The organism is Streptomyces novaecaesareae (assembly GCF_000716875.1).
In the GTDB taxonomy this organism is placed as follows: domain Bacteria; phylum Actinomycetota; class Actinomycetes; order Streptomycetales; family Streptomycetaceae; genus Kitasatospora; species Kitasatospora novaecaesareae.
Map to the genome: position 1 here is coordinate 19,863 of NZ_JNWQ01000037.1, position 16,300 is coordinate 36,162.

The window sequence follows — 16,300 nt, forward strand, 5'->3', positions numbered from 1 at the left end:
TGGGTGAATTGGTCTTCGGTCAGGGGCTACTGGGCGACGGCGCCGAGGAGCACGAGGTGGACGACGGCTCGGAACACGCCGTCGATGCCCAGTGCCCGGTGGGTCTCGTCGTCGAAGTAGCCGGAGTAGTCCAGGCTGCCGGCTTCGAGCGCGGTGGCCGTGAGGTGGACGTTCTGGGAGATCGCCCCGGTCTCGTGCAGCAGGAAGCGCATGCCGCGCGGGCCGTACTTCCGCATCGAGCGCCAGGGGCTCCCCACGAAGAGAAGAACCGCCGAGGCGGAGGCAGTCAGCCCGCCGGGGCCCTGATCGGCGCACGAGTCGAGCAGCGGCTGCAGGGTGTCCGCGCCGGCCCACAACTCCAGTGCGTCCTCGTGGGGAAGGTAACGGTATACACCGCGCGCAAGACCGGTGACATCCAGGGCCGCGACCCACAGTTCCACCGGGTACAGGCCGCCGGCGCTCGGAGCGGTCCGCAGACGCAGCACCGCCTCGCCGCCGCCGTCGAGCGGTGCGAGGACCTCCGCGGTCTCGGAGTTGCCGTAGCGCAGCAGGGTCGCGACCTGTTCCAATGAGAGCGGTCCCCTCGCGAACTGCCGGGCGCTGCGCCTGGTTGCGATCGCGTCTGCCAGGTCCGCCGCCGGTGGCTGTGCTTCGGGCAGGGCGATGCGTTTCGAGCCATCCCCAGGGTTCTTAGAGGACTGGGCCAGTGCGATGGCGACGGGATCGGAGAAGTAGTGGGCGACGGAGAGCTGCGTTTCCCTGTCGTGCCGGACATTCCTGCTGGCTATGAGGAATTCCTCGGCGGTACGCGGGAACACATTCGCACTCGACAGGTTGTCGAACCGCAACGGGTGCGTTCGCAGTCCGACAGAGCGGATACCGGAGCTGACCTCGCGGGTTTCTGTCGTTATCAGGGAATCGCGTACCCCGGAGGCGGCGCCCGGAGAAGTATCAGACAATCGGGATCACCTTTCGGTTGCCGGCCGGGTGCGACTGACGTCAGGCCGGGCTGATTAAAGGATTCGGGGATGGCCGAGCAGGCCGGGCCCTGGCCTGCTCGGCTTACCTCACCCGGCTGGGCCGGATCAGCTCTCGCGGACGATCGCGGCCGAGCAGCAGCAGGTGCCCGGAATCACGATCTCCTCGTCACGCCCACCAGTGAGGGTGACCTGCGCCGTGGCGTTGCGGTGCTCGACCATGGCCTGAGAACGAAGCTCCATTTGTTTCACCTCCTTGTGGCGGAAACATCGGCCTGACGGCCTGTCCAGAGGAAACGGCTACCATGGGATGCGCCCGTAAACGGAATCCCTGATTCGGCGAGCCGCGTTCCTGGGCGATCAGTCCTTCGCGGACCGCCCGGAATGACTCTCTAACGAACGCAGGTTGTGGTCAACGGGCTATGAACAACATGTGCGAATCGAAGATCATTCGAATGCATACGCTGACCTGCACTCGACTGGTCGTGATAGACGAATAGCTGTGGCATCGCGCGGTCAGGCCTGCGTGCCGGCCCGGATCGCCCAGCTCGGGACTTCCAGCCCTTGATCGGCATGCGCCTGCAGCTCACCGCACTCGAACCGTCCGGTTCCCCCGCGCTCTCAGACGAAGGAGACTCAGATGGCCTCGCCTGTCCCCGTGCTACCGCAACCGTTCCGGAAGGAGTTCGCCGCAGCGCCGTACGTCGCGTACCGCCGCCTTATCGAGGCCGGGCCGATCCACCAACTGGAGGTCGCTCCTGGCCTTTTGGCCTGGGTAGTCTGTGGCTACGAGGAGTCTCGCGCACTCCTGATCGACCGCAGGCTGAGCATCGAACCAGCCTCCACCACCTCGGAAGTCCGCGGGGTGCTGCTGTCCCTGGCCACGGAGGAGAAGCAGTCGCTGTACGGCCGTCATCTGCTGGCGACCGACCCGCCGGACCACACCCGCATGCGCAAGGTCATGTCGGCCGCTCTGACGGCCCGTCGGCTGCGATCGCTGGAGACCCGCGTCCAGGAGATCACCGACACGCTACTCAACGATCTCGCCGACCGTGAGCGCGCCGACCTCCTCACCGACTTCGCTCTCCCGCTAACGATCCTGGTCCTGGTCGAGCTCATCGGCCTTCCCGCCGACGGGGCCCTCCTGTTCGGCGATCTCGGGCTGCAGGTTCTGCGCGGCGACGCGGAGCACGACGACGTCTTCCTCCAGGTCATCCAGTCGCTAGCAGCGTACCTCGGCGACCTCATAGCCGATCCGCAGGCCGTCTCCCCCGATGGGCTCATGGCGCTGCTGCTCGCCGCGGAGAGGCGCATGGAGATCTCGACCGACGAGCTCAACTCCCTGCTCTTCCAGCTCTTCTTCGCCGGCCACGAGAGCACCGGCTACTTCATCGCCAACGCGATCGCCACCCTCCTGCAGCACCCCACCGAGCTGGCCCGGCTGCGGCAGAACCCCGACCTGATCGACGGCGCACTCGAGGAACTCCTGCGGTTCGAAGGCTCGGTCAAGTCCGCCACCTGGCGCTTCCCCACCGAGCCGATCGAGGTCGCAGGCGCTCTCATACCGGCCGGAGATCCCGTGCTCGTGCTCTTCGGCGCGGCGAACCGCGACCCGCGGCAGTTCGACCACCCAGACCGGCTCGACCTCGGCCGCGCCTCCACCGGACACCTGTCCTTCGGCCACGGCGCGCACCACTGCCTGGGCCACGCCCTCGGGCGGATGGAAGCGAAGATCGCCGTACTCTCGCTCTTCTCCCGCTTCCCGGACGTGCAGTTGAACGGCCCGTACGAGGAACTCCCCTGGCGGCACAACATGGTGATGCGAGGCATGAGCCGACTCCCGGTCGTGCTATCCCGCTGACCGCAACCCGAGGGCGGACACGCCCGTACGCCCCGCGCGGCCGAGCACCCAAGCCGCCCCAACCAGCCATCAACGCGAGCCCACCTATGCAACGCGTAGCGGAAGCTCGACGCACTCAGGGAGTCACCGTGCCCGCACACCAGGACACCAACCCGGCTACCCCGGCCGACCTGCTCTTCCCCGCCTGGATGCCACCGCATCTGCGCCTGATGCAACTCATCGCAGCCAAGTGGATCACCCAACCACTGCTCGCCCTGACCCACCTCGGAGTGGCCGACCTACTCCAGGGCGGCCCCCGCATGGTCGAGGACCTCGCGCAGGACTGCGGCGTACTCACGGATCCGCTCCGCCGTTGCCTGCGCGCCGCAGCCGGCGTTGGCGTCTTTTCGGAAATGGAAGATGGCCGCTTCACCATCACCCCCATGGCACACCACCTGAGCAGCGGCGTGGACCTCAGCCTGCGCGACCTCACCCTGCTGCTCGGATCGGAGCCCACCACCCGATCGTTCGCCGGCATACTGGACGTGCTCAAGACGGGCCAGCCCAGCTTCCAGAACGCCAACGGTACGGCGTTCTTCGACTACCTCGACCAATCACCCGAGCTGGGCACCATCTACCAGGGGGCCTGGGCGCCGCTCACTGCGGGGGTGGGGCAAGCTCTGCTCAAGACCGTCGACTTCGCCCAGTTCGGCACAGTGGCAGACCTCGGCGGCGGCAACGGCACCCTTCTCCGAGCGATCCTCGACGCCCACCCGTCGCTGAAGGGCATCCTCATGGATCGCCCCAAGGTGCTGGAAGGAGCCCATCCCGACCTGACGCAGGGCAAACTGGCGCAGAGGGTCGAACTCTTCGCCGGAGCACTGCCTCAGGACATCCCGACTCAGGCGGACGCCTACCTGGTCAAGAACACCCTGCACTGCTTCGACGAAACGGTGGCCGCCGAGACCCTGCTGAGCATCCACGCAGCCATCGGCGACCGGAAGGACGCCCGGCTCTTCCTCATCGAGTCCGTGATCACCCCGGGCAACGAGTACGACTTTGGACGCTTCGTCGACATCGAGGTCATGGTGAACTGTGGAGGACGCGTCCACACGCTGCCCGAGTGGGAGAAGCTCCTCGACACGTACGGCTTCGTGCTCGACGACGCCAAGAGCCTGCTACCGCCTCAGTGGCTACTCACCGCCCGTCCGAAGTGAGCCTCTGAAACTTCAGACGGATACGCAGATCAGCCCCTTCGGTACGACCTACCGAAGGGGCCGATTTTCATAAGGAAAGAGTGGCAACCGGGAGTACCGCTCCTGTCGAAAGTGACTTCGTCCTGCTTGCAAGACAAGGCCTGGTCGCTACAGGCGAGCTGAAGCAACCAGGCCGAGGTCCCGATGCGGGGCTGTCATTCGATCACGGGCGGGTTGACGGTGTCGTTGGTCTGCCAGGTCTCCTCGTCCTCGACGAGGGGACCTGGCGTTTGCCGCCCTTCTTGTCTTTCTTCTGGCTCCGTGGGCCCCGGGCATACCGTCCATGCCGTTGAAGCCAAGACGGTTGCGACCAAGACCGGTGCCGCCCTCGGTGAACGCTCGACCGCTGGCACCGCCCGAGTGAGCACCCCCTACCGTCCCGCCGGAGCGGCGGACCAGCCCGGTGGACTTGCCGCCCGTGCCGACATTCCCGCCGGCACCGCCGAGGCCACCAGGGGCATGCCCGCCGCCGAAGCCACCACCGACACCCTGTCCCGACGCCCCAGCGCCCCCGCAGCCTGCACTAGCGCCACCGAAGCCGCCGCCACCCACCGGGCAGTCGTCGTGGGCGGCGACCAGCTATCGAGCCCGGTGCCAGGCGAGGTGGGCAGCTGGCCGCCTGACTTCAGAAACGGGTCTGTCGGCGCGCACTTGATCGACGGAATGAAGTGTCAAGTGCAAACGTCTTAGCCAGAATCGGCGATCACAATGGGCAACCATCAATCCCATTTTGGCGATAGACAGATCGGACATACAGGAAGGATGCGTGCATACGGTCACCAGTGCACAACGCCGAGCAGCATCAGGTCCCGGCGCAGGACCGTGAAACCGTGAGACGAATGTGAGAAGCAGGCCCCGGAGAACGCCGAAGGCCGCTTCCTCACGAAGGAGGAAACGGCCCCTGACCTGCGACAATGGAGTTGAACTCCAGTCGGGACGACAGGATTTGAACCTGCGACCCCTTGACCCCCAGTCGCCCGGGGATGTATATCGCTGCACGTCAGGTGGTAGACAGCCCACGCTGTTCGTTCATGAGCAGGTGCCTCGGAGACAGCGGCGCGCAACGCGTGGTCCCCGGCGAGTCCCCGAATCCAGTCCCCAATCCGCACCTGTCCTCAGCCAGGCTTCGCCGGGGAATGAACGACAACGGGGCACGTGTGGGACCTGCTCGCACATATCTCGACCGTGATCGGTCAACTCAGCGTGCGGGCGCCAACCGAGAGGGACGATACGACCGTTGAGGACTGAGGAGGATGGCCCGTGGACGGCACAGGAACCCCTATGGAGCGCATGCGTTCGCTGGATCACCTCAGTCCCCTGGAGGCCGCGAAGGCATGGGGCATCCCCAGGCCGGCGCTGAAGAACGCTGCGGAGCAGATCCGCCAGATCCGGGCGGGAACGGACCGTTCGCTGGCCCGTGACAGGCCACGCTGTCCCGAACCGGTCGCTTCGTTCTACGGTTTCCCCTGCAAGGTCCCGGTCGAACCCGGGATGGACGTCTGTTACCAGCACCGGCGCGTGAAGGCCAACCCAGGCGGGGACGTGACCTCCTATGCTCTGGCGGCCGTGCAGGCCCATGCGAGTTGGGAGGAACTGCGCGAGAGCATCCGGAGCCTGGACAAACGCGCGCTGCAGACCGAGCGCCTGCGGCTCTTCCGCGCTTTCGAGGCCAAGGCCCCGATGACCGAGGAGGACTACCGGCTCGCCTCTCTGCTCCTGCCCTCCGAGGATCCGGCCACACAGGCCCGGCGCGCTCTGGGCCTGCCCGGACCCAACGACGGAATCGGCGACGCTGCCCGCCTACGAGGACTCGGTGTACTCCTCGCCGCGGCGGAGGCTGCCGCCCTCGACCTACCCACCGCACTGCCCGAGCCGAAGAGCAAGCCCAAGACTCCGCCGAGCAACGGCAAGGCCAAGAGCGACGGCCCCCTGCTGTACTCCATCACCGAGGCTGCGAAGCGCCTCGGTGTGGGCTTGGCCTGGCTACGCTCGGAGTCGGCCGTCGGCCGCGTGCCACACCGGGAGATCGGCAGCCATCGCATGTTCAGCGAGGACGATCTGGCCCAGATCATCAAGGACGCGTACCGGCCCAGCAACGGAAGGACCCGCGGTAGGCGCTGGTGAGAGCGCGCCTTCTGTGGAACGTCACGGAATTCCCCACCTCAAACGCCAAATCCGTCCCCATGGGGATCCCGGCGCCGTGTCTGCCTGGACCAGGGGACGCCGCTCTTCTCCGGGCCGCCCGGCAGTCAGCCGCACCTCAGGAACGCGGTGGGCGGTCAAGGATGAGCGCAGCTCACCACGGTAGCAGCGCCGCAGGCGTCCTTGAGGGCCCACCGTGTCCCGGACACTCCCGAGCCCGGAGGTAGAGACGAGTTACCCGGCCAATGGCCCAACATCGCAGAGCCGCGCGACCATACTCCGACCATCTACTGATGGAACATCAAAAAAGGCCCCTCCCACCAGAAGCGAGAAAGGCCTATGACCTGCTGTTAAGCAAGTCGGGACGGCAGGATTGAACCTGCTCCCCGTTGATCCCCAGCTACAGTGTGAGGTCCGAAAAGAATCCCAGGGTCGGTTCATCGAACGTACCGATCACCAATCCACGGTCAAGGAACCGGTTGAACTCCTCACAACTCGTCTCGGGCAGTAGCGCACAGCCGTGGCAGGCAGCCAGGTTGCACGAGTCGGGCCCCTGGCCCTTCTCCCCTGCATCCATGCACACCGGATCCGTCGAACACCAGTGCGCACTGGTCAGAGCGGACGCGAAGACCGCCCGCAGGCGCTCCTGGCGGGCCATGCGGACGAGTCCGCCCATCGTGCCCTCGGAATCGCCTGCCGCGGTGTAGATCAGCAGGCCGGCCATGTCGCGCCCGCCCTGTTGCGACACGTAGAGGCGCTCTCGCAGCGACGCTGAACTGTAGCCGCAGGTGAATACGAGCTCGTTGACCAGCAGGTGTCCGAGCGTGTGGAGCATGACGAACCTCGGGCTGAGGTACCGGACTCGTCCGCCCCGATCCGCGACCACATGCGAGTAGCGGTTCGCGATCTTGTCGGCACGGGCCTGGACTTCGTCGCGGGCTTCCCATTCTGCGAGGCGGTCGGGATCCAGCTCCAGATAGATGCCCTCGCCCTTGACTACGTAGGCCGGAAGCCAGTCATTTACCGGCGGAAGAGCGCGGCGACGCAGCATGGCCTTGCCCACCGGGAGTTTGAGCTCGCTGTCACGGCCCCGCGTGAAGCCCCGCAGCGCCCTCGTCTCCTGCAGGACGGACACACTCCTCACCCTGCTGATGTGAGAACGCAAGTCCGCCTGCACGCCCGGGTCGGCCGCTCGGAGAGCGTCGTCGTCGGGAGTCTCCCGGATCTTCTTGAACTCGGGGTACCGCCAGATGTCGTCGCTTGTCAGATCATCCGAGTCGCTCCCCTCTGCACTGTTGTCGGCACCGATGCCGTGCATGTCCCGATACATGGCCGTGAGCTGCTCATCGCTGTAGGACTCGAACAGCTCGAACGGCAGCTGGTTCCGGAGCATCGCGGGGGGTGCCTCCGCTCCCGTCAATGCGAAGACGACTGCCATGACTGGGCCCACATCAGGCCGCTTCATCAGCTCCCGCATCGCATCAGTTACCGCACCCTCCTGTTGCGGCAGGTAGATCGAGGACTCGACCCGCGGAAAGTAGACGTTGCCCGCTGCCCTGAGGGCGCCACGGACGGGCTTGTCGCACGGCCCGCCGTCCTCATGGAGCCACGGCCGGGCCCCCGAGCAGTAGTAGGGATCCGCACGCCCCGCCAGCTCCTCGGTGAGGACGGTGCTTTCCTGGCCGTCGTCACCCCGGCGGCCTCCGGTCGTGATGCCCTGCAGGCTGCGGGAGGCCCCGCACCCAAGCCGCTTGTCGTGGTTGCCCTTGCTGTCATAGCCGCAGCGGACGACCTGTCCCTCAAGCCCGCCGGCGCCGGTCGAGACCAGCCGCAGCACACCTTTGCACGTCGGGTTCTTGGATCGGTGAACCCACTTATCAAAGGGGAAGTCGTCGAGGTGCCCGTCCTCGCAGATGGCCACGAACGGCACCTGGGACATGCGCGGACCGTCGCCCTTGCGCTCCGCGTGAGCGCCGTCTTTGCAGCGGACGACGTCCTGGAAGCTCAGCGTCGTCGTCTGGAGCCGCTTGCAGTACATGCAGAAGCACCAGAGCGGGAAGCGCAGGGCGGGGACTGTCAGCCTGACGTTGCGCTGGTCCGCGCCGTTCCCCGTGGGCCGGAAATCCGGCGGCAGCCGGAATCCGGCGACGCCAAGGCGGGCTTCGAGACGCCAGTCGCGGACGGTGAATTCCTCCAGCGCAAGGTTGTGGTCCCCCTTCGGGTACCAGTGGTCGAGCCCAGCGGTGATCACCGATGTGCCGTCGACGAGCACGCTCATCGCACCGACACCGAACGGCGTAACGAGCTGCGCCCTCCGGATGCTGCCGCTGTTCATGCGCTGCCCTCCTGCTCCAGGGAATCCACGACGTACGCCTGGGTGATCTCCAGTCGGCACTCCGCGTCAACGCTGCGCATGCTCATGGGTGTGTCCCAGGTGATCGTCTTGTTGTCGGGGTCGGCGAGCTCGCCGGCCGGGCGCATCAGGCCCTGTTTCGGGTCCCCGTTGAAGAACGTGCTCGCAGCCCATGCCGTCCGCTCGCCCAACCGCCACTGGCGGGCCCGCTCCTGAGCCCAGTGGTCGAAGATCGCGAGCTCCTCCGGGTCGGCAAGTTCCGCTCTCCGGCGCAGGAGCGCGATCGCAGCGTCGTACTCGTCCTCCGGAAAGGGGTGCGGTTCGAGCCCGGATTCCAGCTGCCGCATCCGGGAGATCGCCGCGGCGTGCAGGGCGCGTTTCAGGACGGGTTCGGCGAACGGGGTGACTGACGTCGGTTCGACCTGGGCGTACAGCTGCTGATGGTACGTCCGGAACCGTTCGTAGTGGCTCCGGTCCCTGGGCTTTGCGGCTCCGTAGATCATGATGACGAGGCCGGGAGCCCGCAGGTCCCGGCCAACGCGGCCGCTGACCTGGATGTACTGGGCGGTCGTCTTCGGCTGGCCCACGATCGTCATGAGCCCGAGGCGGGGCACATCGACACCGACTTCGATGATGTTGGACGCGAGGCAGATGTCTACGCAGTCCGGCGAGGGCAGCTTCTCCTGGAGCTCCTCGATCGCCCTGGGGATCTCGTCACTGCGCCGACGTGACGTCAGCTCCATCGCGTTCCGGGGCCAGCGCGGTGTGATGCCGTCGCGCCGCTGCAGGCCGACGAGGTAGTCAGGCACGTCGGACTCCAGCAGCGAGACCGTATTGCCCAGCTCCCGCAGGCTGTTGAGGAAGTTGAGGTTGGTCCAGTAGCCGTCCCGGTCAGCCTCGTCCGGAATCTGCGGTCCTGCTTGCAGCGTTGCCGCCGCGACGCGTACCTGCACAGTCTGCGTCGAACCGAGCGAGGAGCTCATGACCCCCAGGTACCTCCGGCCCGGGGCGGGTGTCCCGTCCTCCAGCACCTCCGGCTCAGCGAAGAACGAATGCCCCTCGGTCAGGCCGTGCGGGGGGAACAGTGCCACCTCGGTCCGGCCGAACAGTCCTTTGATCTGGTCCTCGTAGCGCCGCACGGTCGCGGTCGACGCAATGATCTTCGCAGGAACCGGCGCCCCTTCACTGCTGCTACCAGTGGTCAGGTCGTCGATCACCGGCTCGTAGAGGCCGACCATCGATCCGAGCGGACCGGAGATCAGGTGCAGCTCGTCCTGGATGATCAGGCCCGGGGGTGAGTACACGCGTTTGCCGTCCGGTCCGAATCCGAACAGGGACCGGGCGTCGGGCTGCCACGCCATCATCGCGAACTTGTCGACAGTACCGATCACGATCGACGGCGGCGACTCGTAGATGTCCTGGTCCACAACGTGCACGGGCAGGCCCTTGCGCCCGCTGAAGCGGCAGTGCTCGTCGATGCACCTGAACAGGAAGCGGTTGCCCGACCAGACGTATCCAGGCGTGTCCTGGCCCTTGGCCCGGCGGACCGGACCCATCTTCGTGCCGCACCAGGGGCACTTCAGAAGCAGGAACTGGTTCGGCGCGTTGTAGTCCTTGTACAGCTTCTTCAGGCTCGACTCCGCGCTCTTCCAGGAGTTCGGAGTCGAGTCGCCGCCCAGCCAGACGCCAATGCCGAAGGGCTTCGAGCCGAGCTCTTCCTCGTTCTCCAAGCGCATGTCCTCGAGCACGCAGATCAGGGACGACGCCCGGAGGAACTGCTGGGCCGTCAGGAGGCGGAGGGTGTAGCGCATCAGCGTGTCGGTGCCCGCGTCGTCCCGGTTGCGCAGGCGGCGGGCAATGAGCGAAACGGCCGAAGCGCCCAGGTAGGCCTCGGTCTTGCCGCCTCCGGTGGGGAAGAAGATCAGGTCGACAACGGACCGGTTCCGGTGTCCCGGGTCGGTGAGTTCCGGCAGGCTCGCCAGGACGAACGCGATCTGGAAGGCGCGCCACCGGCCGTCTCGGGGCCCGGGAACCGCTTCCGGATGCTTGCCGACCGGGCGGTAGATGCCCTGCTTGTCCCTGTTGACTTCGCGGGTGTCGAGACGGGACCGGATCTGCTGGTACAGCATCGCGCGGTTGGACAACTGGAATGCGCGAGCCGCCAGGGGGTCGTGCAGAACGCGCTCCCAGCCCTCCTCCATCCGTTCGAGCGCCTCATGGCAGAGCCGCATGTGCCGTAGGGCCGCCGACTGGAACCGCTTGTCGAGATCGTGGATCGCGGCTTCCCGGTCTTCGATCCACTCGCGGTACAGCCTGAGCACCGTCTCGACCTGGGCACGGCCTTCCGGGGTCTGTTCCGCAAGCTCGGCCATGCTGACGCTGACCGCGGTACGACTGCCGTCGGGGTGCACCTCGAAGACGTCAGGCGTCAGGCTCGGCACTTCATACGCGGGCATGGCATCCGCCTCGACCCAGGCCGCCGGCTCGGATCCGCTCCAGGAAGCCGCACAGCCGTGGCCGATCGCGTAGGTGAGGCGCTCGCGGTAGAGCAGCGCGATCGACTCCTCCTCGTCATCGCTGTCAGGCTGCGCCACATCCGGGTAGGGCTCGATCAGGAGGCCGTCCTGCGCGGTCGCCCTGAAACCCACCTGGAAGAAGGCGCTGCCAGGCCCCTTTCCGGGCACCTCGTTGACCACGGCAAGAGTGACGAGCCTCAGTTCCGGGTCCTGCTCACCCGGCACCATCCGGCTGAAGACGCTCAGTGTCGGCACCCTCGCGGGCGGGATCTTCGGCTCGTTCGAAACCGGTTCCGTCGGCACGACCCTGATCTTGTGCACGTCGTTCAGGAGCGTGGCGCCGTCCAACTTCCCGCAGAGCTCGAACGGACGGCGCACCCACCAGTCGAGGTCCCGGGCGCCAGGAGTCGTCACCACGACCCGGTCGTAGTACGCACCGGTCACCCGTACCGCGAGCGAACCGCCTGCCGGAACCCTGGCCTTGAACGAGACCGCCATCGCGGAGGGCTTCCGCCGGTTGGCGTCGGAGAGGTCGAAGTCGTCCGAGTCGGCCCCGTCCCGGGCGGCATGCCCCTTCACCTCGACTGGCGGCTGGTCGAGGCCCTCATCGCTCTGGGGAGCACCGTCGATCACAACCGGATCGCCGGTGACGGCCGTACCGCCCGCGCTCCCGCCGTTGTGGAGGACGCCTACGCCGTACCGCCGTAGCGGATCGGACCGGGTCAGCACTTCCTCGAGCGTGTCGCGGTCGTGGAACTGCCCTCGGCTCTCCTCATCGGTCGCGAAGCTGTACCTCGGGCCCGAGCAGTCGATCGGGGAGCCGAGCGGCATGTCGCCGGGTGCCGGACCGAACAGCTCCCGGCGGACCGCAGCCTCGACGATGCCGCGTGCCTTCACACCGCTCACAGCTTGCCCTCCATAACCGCACGCAGCGTGTCGTTCTCAATGATCCCGTACAGCCGGTCAGTCGCCCTGGTGAGCCCGACGTACATGACGGATTCGAAGCCGGGGACGAGCTTCCGGTTGAGATCCGTGACTACCACCGCCGGCGACTCAAGGCCCTTGAACGCCTGGATCGTCCCGTACTGCAGCACGCCCTTCCGCCGGGCCTTGCCGGTCACGGGCTGCAGGATCTGGCGGAGCCACGGGTCGGTTGCCGAGGCGGCGGCCGAGCCTTCGGCTAGCGGGCTCAGCACGGTGATCTCGTGCAGCTGGTAGTGGTCTTCCCGGAGTTTCCGGATCGCGTCCAGCAGCAGCGGCGTCTGATCGCTTCCGGTGCGGTACGCCTGCCAGTCAGGGTTCATCCCGTCGTCTCCGCGGCGGAACTTCTGGTACCCCGGGTTGAGGCCGCTGAACTTGTTGACGATGTGTCCGATGCGCGGCAGGTTGCGGCAGTTCATGGTCAGCCGCCGGGTGGGCAGGTGCGGCATCCTCGTGCGGAGCAGTTCCCGGCCCGCGCCGTCATCGTAGATCGCCTGCCGCTCGAAGTCGCCGAAGTACAGCACCCGCCCTGACCCGAGCCCGCCCTTGACCATCAGGTCGAGCACGTCGAGGTACGGCTCGGTCAGGATGTCCTGTACCTCGTCGATCACGAGGAAGTCCGCCGCCGCGTCCTCGCCCGCCTCGACAACGCCTTCCATCGCTAGTTCCGGCAGCTCCTCGTTCCAGAAGCCGGGCAGCGGGTCAGCCGGGGGCTCCACCCCCGCGATGTCCAGCAGCTGGCGGTGCAGGGTTCCGACCGTCAGAGCCCGGTCTTCGGGCATGTCGGCGGTCAAGCTCAGGGCGAGCAGGCGGTTGAAGCAGAGCAAGCGGCCCCGGTGCCCCTGGGCGAGCTCGCGCCGCACCGCCTCCATGGCCAGGAACGTCTTTCCGGACCCGGCCGGCCCGGTGAAGAGCACCGAGCGGTTGTCAGCCATCGAGTCGAGTGCCTCGTACTGCTCTTCGACGAAGTGGACGAGCTGGTCCTCGCGGGCACGCCTGAGGTCCCCGGCGACCACACCTGCCTCGAAGTGGGGCCGCAACAGGAGCGCGACGCGCTGGGCCGCCGCCTCGTCGAAGGAGACGCCGCCGTAGGCGACATGGGTGGTCTGGTCGAGGTGCGCTAAGCCTGCCTTGAACGTACGCAGGATCGCGGCGGCAGCGCCGTTCCTGAGGTCCTCTGAATCGAGCACCTGCCAGTCGTGCCACTCCGGCGACCCGGGGAGCATCGTCCGTGCCCGTATGGCGGTGAACCAGGCAGCGCTCAGCACCGGGACCGAGCGGAGGTCGACGTGCTTCTTCAGCAGGTACTGGCGCAGGCTGTGCATCGCCTCACCCGCCTGCTTGAAAGGGCCCCGCGCCGTCGGGGCGTCGTTGCCGAGCTTCCAGACCCCGTGCCGGTAATCGAGTGACAGGTGCGACTTCACTTCGATGACCAGGATCCCGCGCCCCGGCACGATGACTACGAAATCAGCCTCTCCCTCGGGCTTCTTCACGTGCTCGGCGATCGCGAGCGAATGGAGCACGGTCCAGTCGTCCGTGCCGTCGGCATCGGCAAGCGCCCGGTGCAACTCCTGCTCCCCCGGCGGAGTCCCCGGCAGGAAGTAGGAGGGAATCATTCGAGCCATTCGCCGCTCCGATCCGGGAAGGGGACCCGCAGGTGCGGGCGGGCCACGATCTCTGTATACGGGGAACGGGCCTGCACCCGTGCGACCACCATGCTCCGGAAGCCCTCGCGCCCGATCTCGAGGCTCATGTGGCCGACGCGCTCAAGAGCCGCGAGATCGGCGCGGCTCACCGCGTCCTCCAGCTCTTCGCGCAGGTCCGCGCTCGCCTGGTACACCGCTCGGCGCAGCCCCATCGCGTTCTGGTGCGAGGGCTCCACCCCGAGCCCCAGCCACTCAAGCAGGAGGACCAGGTCCTCCTCGTGCTTCGGGCTGATGAGCACCGGATCAGTCCACGCCCGGACGCGCGCCGCAGATCTGACGCCCAGTGCACTCAGCTCCGCGATGCTCGCGCTCGTGCCCTTCCTTGCGAGCCGTTCCGCCAGAGCCGCCTTCCAGCCGTGCTGGGTTTCCTCGACGGCCTCGGCCTGCGGGCCTATGCAATGCAGCGCCGCCTCGTACATGGCGCCGCGTTCCGTCTCTCCGTCCCGAAGCACCAGGTACGTCCCCGGTACTACGTTCTCCACAGCGGCGTAGGTCACCCGCTCGCCCTCCGGCTGGCGCGGGTCGAGCGCCCGGATCCGGTCGCCGTCGTCGAGCCAGATGGCGCGATGGCCCGCGAGCAGCACCTTCCACGCCTCTGCTTCATCCGGTCGGGGCTCACGGTCGCCGGAGGTTCGCCCGCCCCACACCGGCTGCGGGAGGTAGCCGTCTGCGGTGGGCTCTTCGCCGGGGGCGGCGGGCTCGGGTTCGCTGAAATCACCGATGCTCCGCTCCCTGGCCTTGACCTCCACCGCCCTGTCGGCATGGCCGGCGAGCCGCGACACCGGAACAGCCCGGTGCCTGAACCACGCCGGCATCAAGAAGGTCAGCTCGTCCGCTGCCGGCGCGGTCACCAGCGACGGCGGGAAGAAGAAGGGCGGCCCGACAACGTACAGCTGCTCGACCCGCCCGTCCACCTCCCCCAGCTCGCCCGGCAGCAGTACGGGAACGCGGAGCGGGGAGAGCCACTCCCGCATCCCCGCCCGGGCCGAACTGCTGCTGGCCACAACGGCGCAGATGGACGGGTCCGCCTCCTCGATCGAGCGCCGGAGCTCGGTACCGACTGGCGAATCGGTCTGGCAGACCCCCCGGGCGGCTGCGGTGATCTCGTCAAGGAGCGCCTGGTCTGCCACGGCACCGCGGAGCATGTGCACCTTGCCGACGACCGAGCTGGCAGCCTCGGCAGCGCCGGGATGGAACTCACCCGGCTGCGGCTGCGTCATACGGCGCCAGCGCAGAGCGTTCGCCGCGCCCAGCAGTCCCCCCCATACGTCGCCGCCATTCTCGGCAACGACACGGTCGAGGCGGCGGACTGCGCTGTTGAGCCGGGCGCCCGCCGGATCGCCGACGACGAAGATGTCGACACCGTGCTCCATGATCGCGACGCACGCCTTGTACCGGTGGATGACGTCGTACACCCTGCTCATAGCGCCACCGTGAATGCGAGCGCCTCGACGCCGGCGGGCGGCTGCCACACCAACTCGCCCTTCAGACTGACCGGACGGCTGTTGGCGCTCCGGGCCTGCATGACCGTCTCCGCGGCAGACTCATCCGCGACCGACCGGTCAATCACGCAGACGACGACCGGTGCAAGAACGTCGTTGAGGTACTTGATCGCGCCGTAGCCGTCAAGAACCGCGGTTTGGTGCTGCTCCACGGTCTCCAGCTGGTCCCCCAGTTTCGAAGCAGATACCACCTGTGTCGACCACGTCGCCGCCCCGTCCACAGCAGGCAGCACGTAGTTCTTGAGGGGGCAGGGCGTATCCGCCGGATCCGCGGCATTCCCGATGCACGCCTCCAGGTCCTCCAGCAGCCACTTGGCAGTGCCGACAAGGACGAGGTCCGACGGCGGGCAGGCCATCCGCTGGGCCCACGAGGCCGATGCGCCGACCAGCTCCGCCAGTGAGCCCGGCGCCGGCAGCACTGACTGCGACGGCTCCGCCGGAGCGTCGAGCTCGAATACCGCCTCATAGCGCGTGACCGGCAGCCATTTCCCGGCGACGAGGACCCTGGGCTCCGGATGTCCGAGTTCGAGTCTGGCGAAAACCCCGGTGTTGATCCGGTTGCTGGTCACCGCCCGGAAGTACACTCCCCCGGCTGCCACCCGGAAGGCCTCGGCCGGATCCGGGAGTTCGGGCGCCGGGCTCGACAGCGTCCAGCCAGCCGCGATGAGCGCGGCCACGTAATCACGCCTCGGGACCGAGACTGCGAGCACCAACTGCCGTCCAGCGAGCTTCGGCACGAAGTACCGGAGCCTCGAACCAAGCACGATGAACGATCCGATCCACGGAGCGCACTCGACCGTTTGGCCAGGACCGTCCGCCAGGCCAAGCCTGACTGGCGAGCGTCCCTCCGTCACCCCGCCTGTCTCCCTCCGGCCGCGAACCTGACTTGTAGTTTGAGGACAGACTGGATGTTAGAGCCGGGGGCCGACACAAAGCTCGGAAATCGGGAAGTCCGGCGCGCCCAGCTGCCACGAAGGCTCAGCTCAGGGCTGCCCGAGCCGCTCCACAGCCGAAGTCATGCCTTGAG

The 16,300-nt window shown here is 67.3% G+C and carries 10 protein-coding genes; 3 read left to right on the forward strand and 7 right to left on the reverse strand.

Annotated features, from left to right (window positions below; translation table 11 throughout):
• Window positions 1-26 precede the first annotated feature (26 nt).
• Both OP86_RS34810 and OP86_RS38800 read right to left on the reverse strand, forming a co-directional pair.
• Complete coding sequence (locus OP86_RS34810; RefSeq protein ID WP_267883119.1) at window positions 27-818, reverse strand: SagB/ThcOx family dehydrogenase; 792 nt, start codon at window positions 816-818, stop codon at window positions 27-29.
• 267 nt (window positions 819-1,085) lie between these two features.
• Window positions 1,086-1,220 (reverse strand): hypothetical protein, encoded by a 135-nt coding sequence (locus OP86_RS38800; RefSeq protein ID WP_267883118.1) that lies wholly within the window; start codon window positions 1,218-1,220, stop codon window positions 1,086-1,088.
• 397 nt (window positions 1,221-1,617) lie between these two features.
• Between OP86_RS38800 and OP86_RS16385 the strand changes: the two genes are divergently transcribed.
• From OP86_RS16385 to OP86_RS16395, 3 genes are all read left to right on the forward strand, one after another.
• Window positions 1,618-2,838, forward strand: coding sequence for a cytochrome P450 family protein (locus OP86_RS16385; RefSeq protein ID WP_030258450.1), 1,221 nt, complete (start codon window positions 1,618-1,620; stop codon window positions 2,836-2,838).
• 128 nt (window positions 2,839-2,966) lie between these two features.
• Window positions 2,967-4,034 carry a methyltransferase gene (locus OP86_RS16390; protein ID WP_030055254.1) on the forward strand — a complete coding sequence of 356 codons (1,068 nt, stop codon included), beginning with the start codon at window positions 2,967-2,969 and terminating at the stop codon, window positions 4,032-4,034.
• A 1,320-nt stretch (window positions 4,035-5,354) separates the two neighbouring features.
• Window positions 5,355-6,197: a helix-turn-helix domain-containing protein gene (locus OP86_RS16395; protein ID WP_030055255.1), complete on the forward strand. Its 843-nt coding sequence runs from the start codon at window positions 5,355-5,357 to the stop codon at window positions 6,195-6,197.
• 418 nt (window positions 6,198-6,615) lie between these two features.
• On the opposite strand, the gene drmB is transcribed toward OP86_RS16395, so the two are convergent.
• From drmB to OP86_RS16420, 5 genes are read right to left on the reverse strand one after another with little or no spacing between them, the layout of a single operon-like run.
• Window positions 6,616-8,550, reverse strand: a complete 1,935-nt coding sequence (drmB, locus tag OP86_RS16400) for a DUF1998 domain-containing protein (protein WP_030055256.1) — start codon at window positions 8,548-8,550, stop codon at window positions 6,616-6,618.
• The gene (locus tag OP86_RS16405; protein ID WP_030258454.1) at window positions 8,547-11,990 is read right to left on the reverse strand and encodes a helicase-related protein; all 3,444 of its coding nucleotides are present in this window, start codon (window positions 11,988-11,990) and stop codon (window positions 8,547-8,549) included. Before OP86_RS16405 ends, drmB begins: the two co-directional genes overlap by 4 nt.
• Window positions 11,987-13,681, reverse strand: coding sequence for a nuclease-related domain-containing DEAD/DEAH box helicase (locus OP86_RS16410; protein WP_030055258.1), 1,695 nt, complete (start codon window positions 13,679-13,681; stop codon window positions 11,987-11,989). Before OP86_RS16410 ends, OP86_RS16405 begins: the two co-directional genes overlap by 4 nt.
• Window positions 13,678-15,195, reverse strand: coding sequence for a hypothetical protein (locus OP86_RS16415; RefSeq protein WP_030055259.1), 1,518 nt, complete (start codon window positions 15,193-15,195; stop codon window positions 13,678-13,680). Before OP86_RS16415 ends, OP86_RS16410 begins: the two co-directional genes overlap by 4 nt.
• A complete protein-coding gene (locus tag OP86_RS16420) occupies window positions 15,192-15,950 on the reverse strand; it encodes a hypothetical protein (RefSeq protein ID WP_234434995.1) in 759 nt (252 codons plus the stop codon). Before OP86_RS16420 ends, OP86_RS16415 begins: the two co-directional genes overlap by 4 nt.
• Window positions 15,951-16,300 lie beyond the last annotated feature (350 nt).

What these genes read in the sequence shown, in the direction of transcription:
- OP86_RS38800 (WP_267883118.1), bottom strand. Translation starts at nt 1,220, where the DNA reads ATGGAGCTTCGTTCTCAGGCCATGGTCGAGCACCGCAACGCCACGGCG.
- OP86_RS16385 (WP_030258450.1), top strand. Translation starts at nt 1,618, where the DNA reads ATGGCCTCGCCTGTCCCCGTGCTACCGCAACCGTTCCGGAAGGAGTTC.
- OP86_RS16395 (WP_030055255.1), top strand. Translation starts at nt 5,355, where the DNA reads ATGGAGCGCATGCGTTCGCTGGATCACCTCAGTCCCCTGGAGGCCGCG.
- drmB (WP_030055256.1), bottom strand. Translation starts at nt 8,550, where the DNA reads ATGAACAGCGGCAGCATCCGGAGGGCGCAGCTCGTTACGCCGTTCGGT.
- OP86_RS16410 (WP_030055258.1), bottom strand. Translation starts at nt 13,681, where the DNA reads ATGATTCCCTCCTACTTCCTGCCGGGGACTCCGCCGGGGGAGCAGGAG.
- OP86_RS16415 (WP_030055259.1), bottom strand. Translation starts at nt 15,195, where the DNA reads ATGAGCAGGGTGTACGACGTCATCCACCGGTACAAGGCGTGCGTCGCG.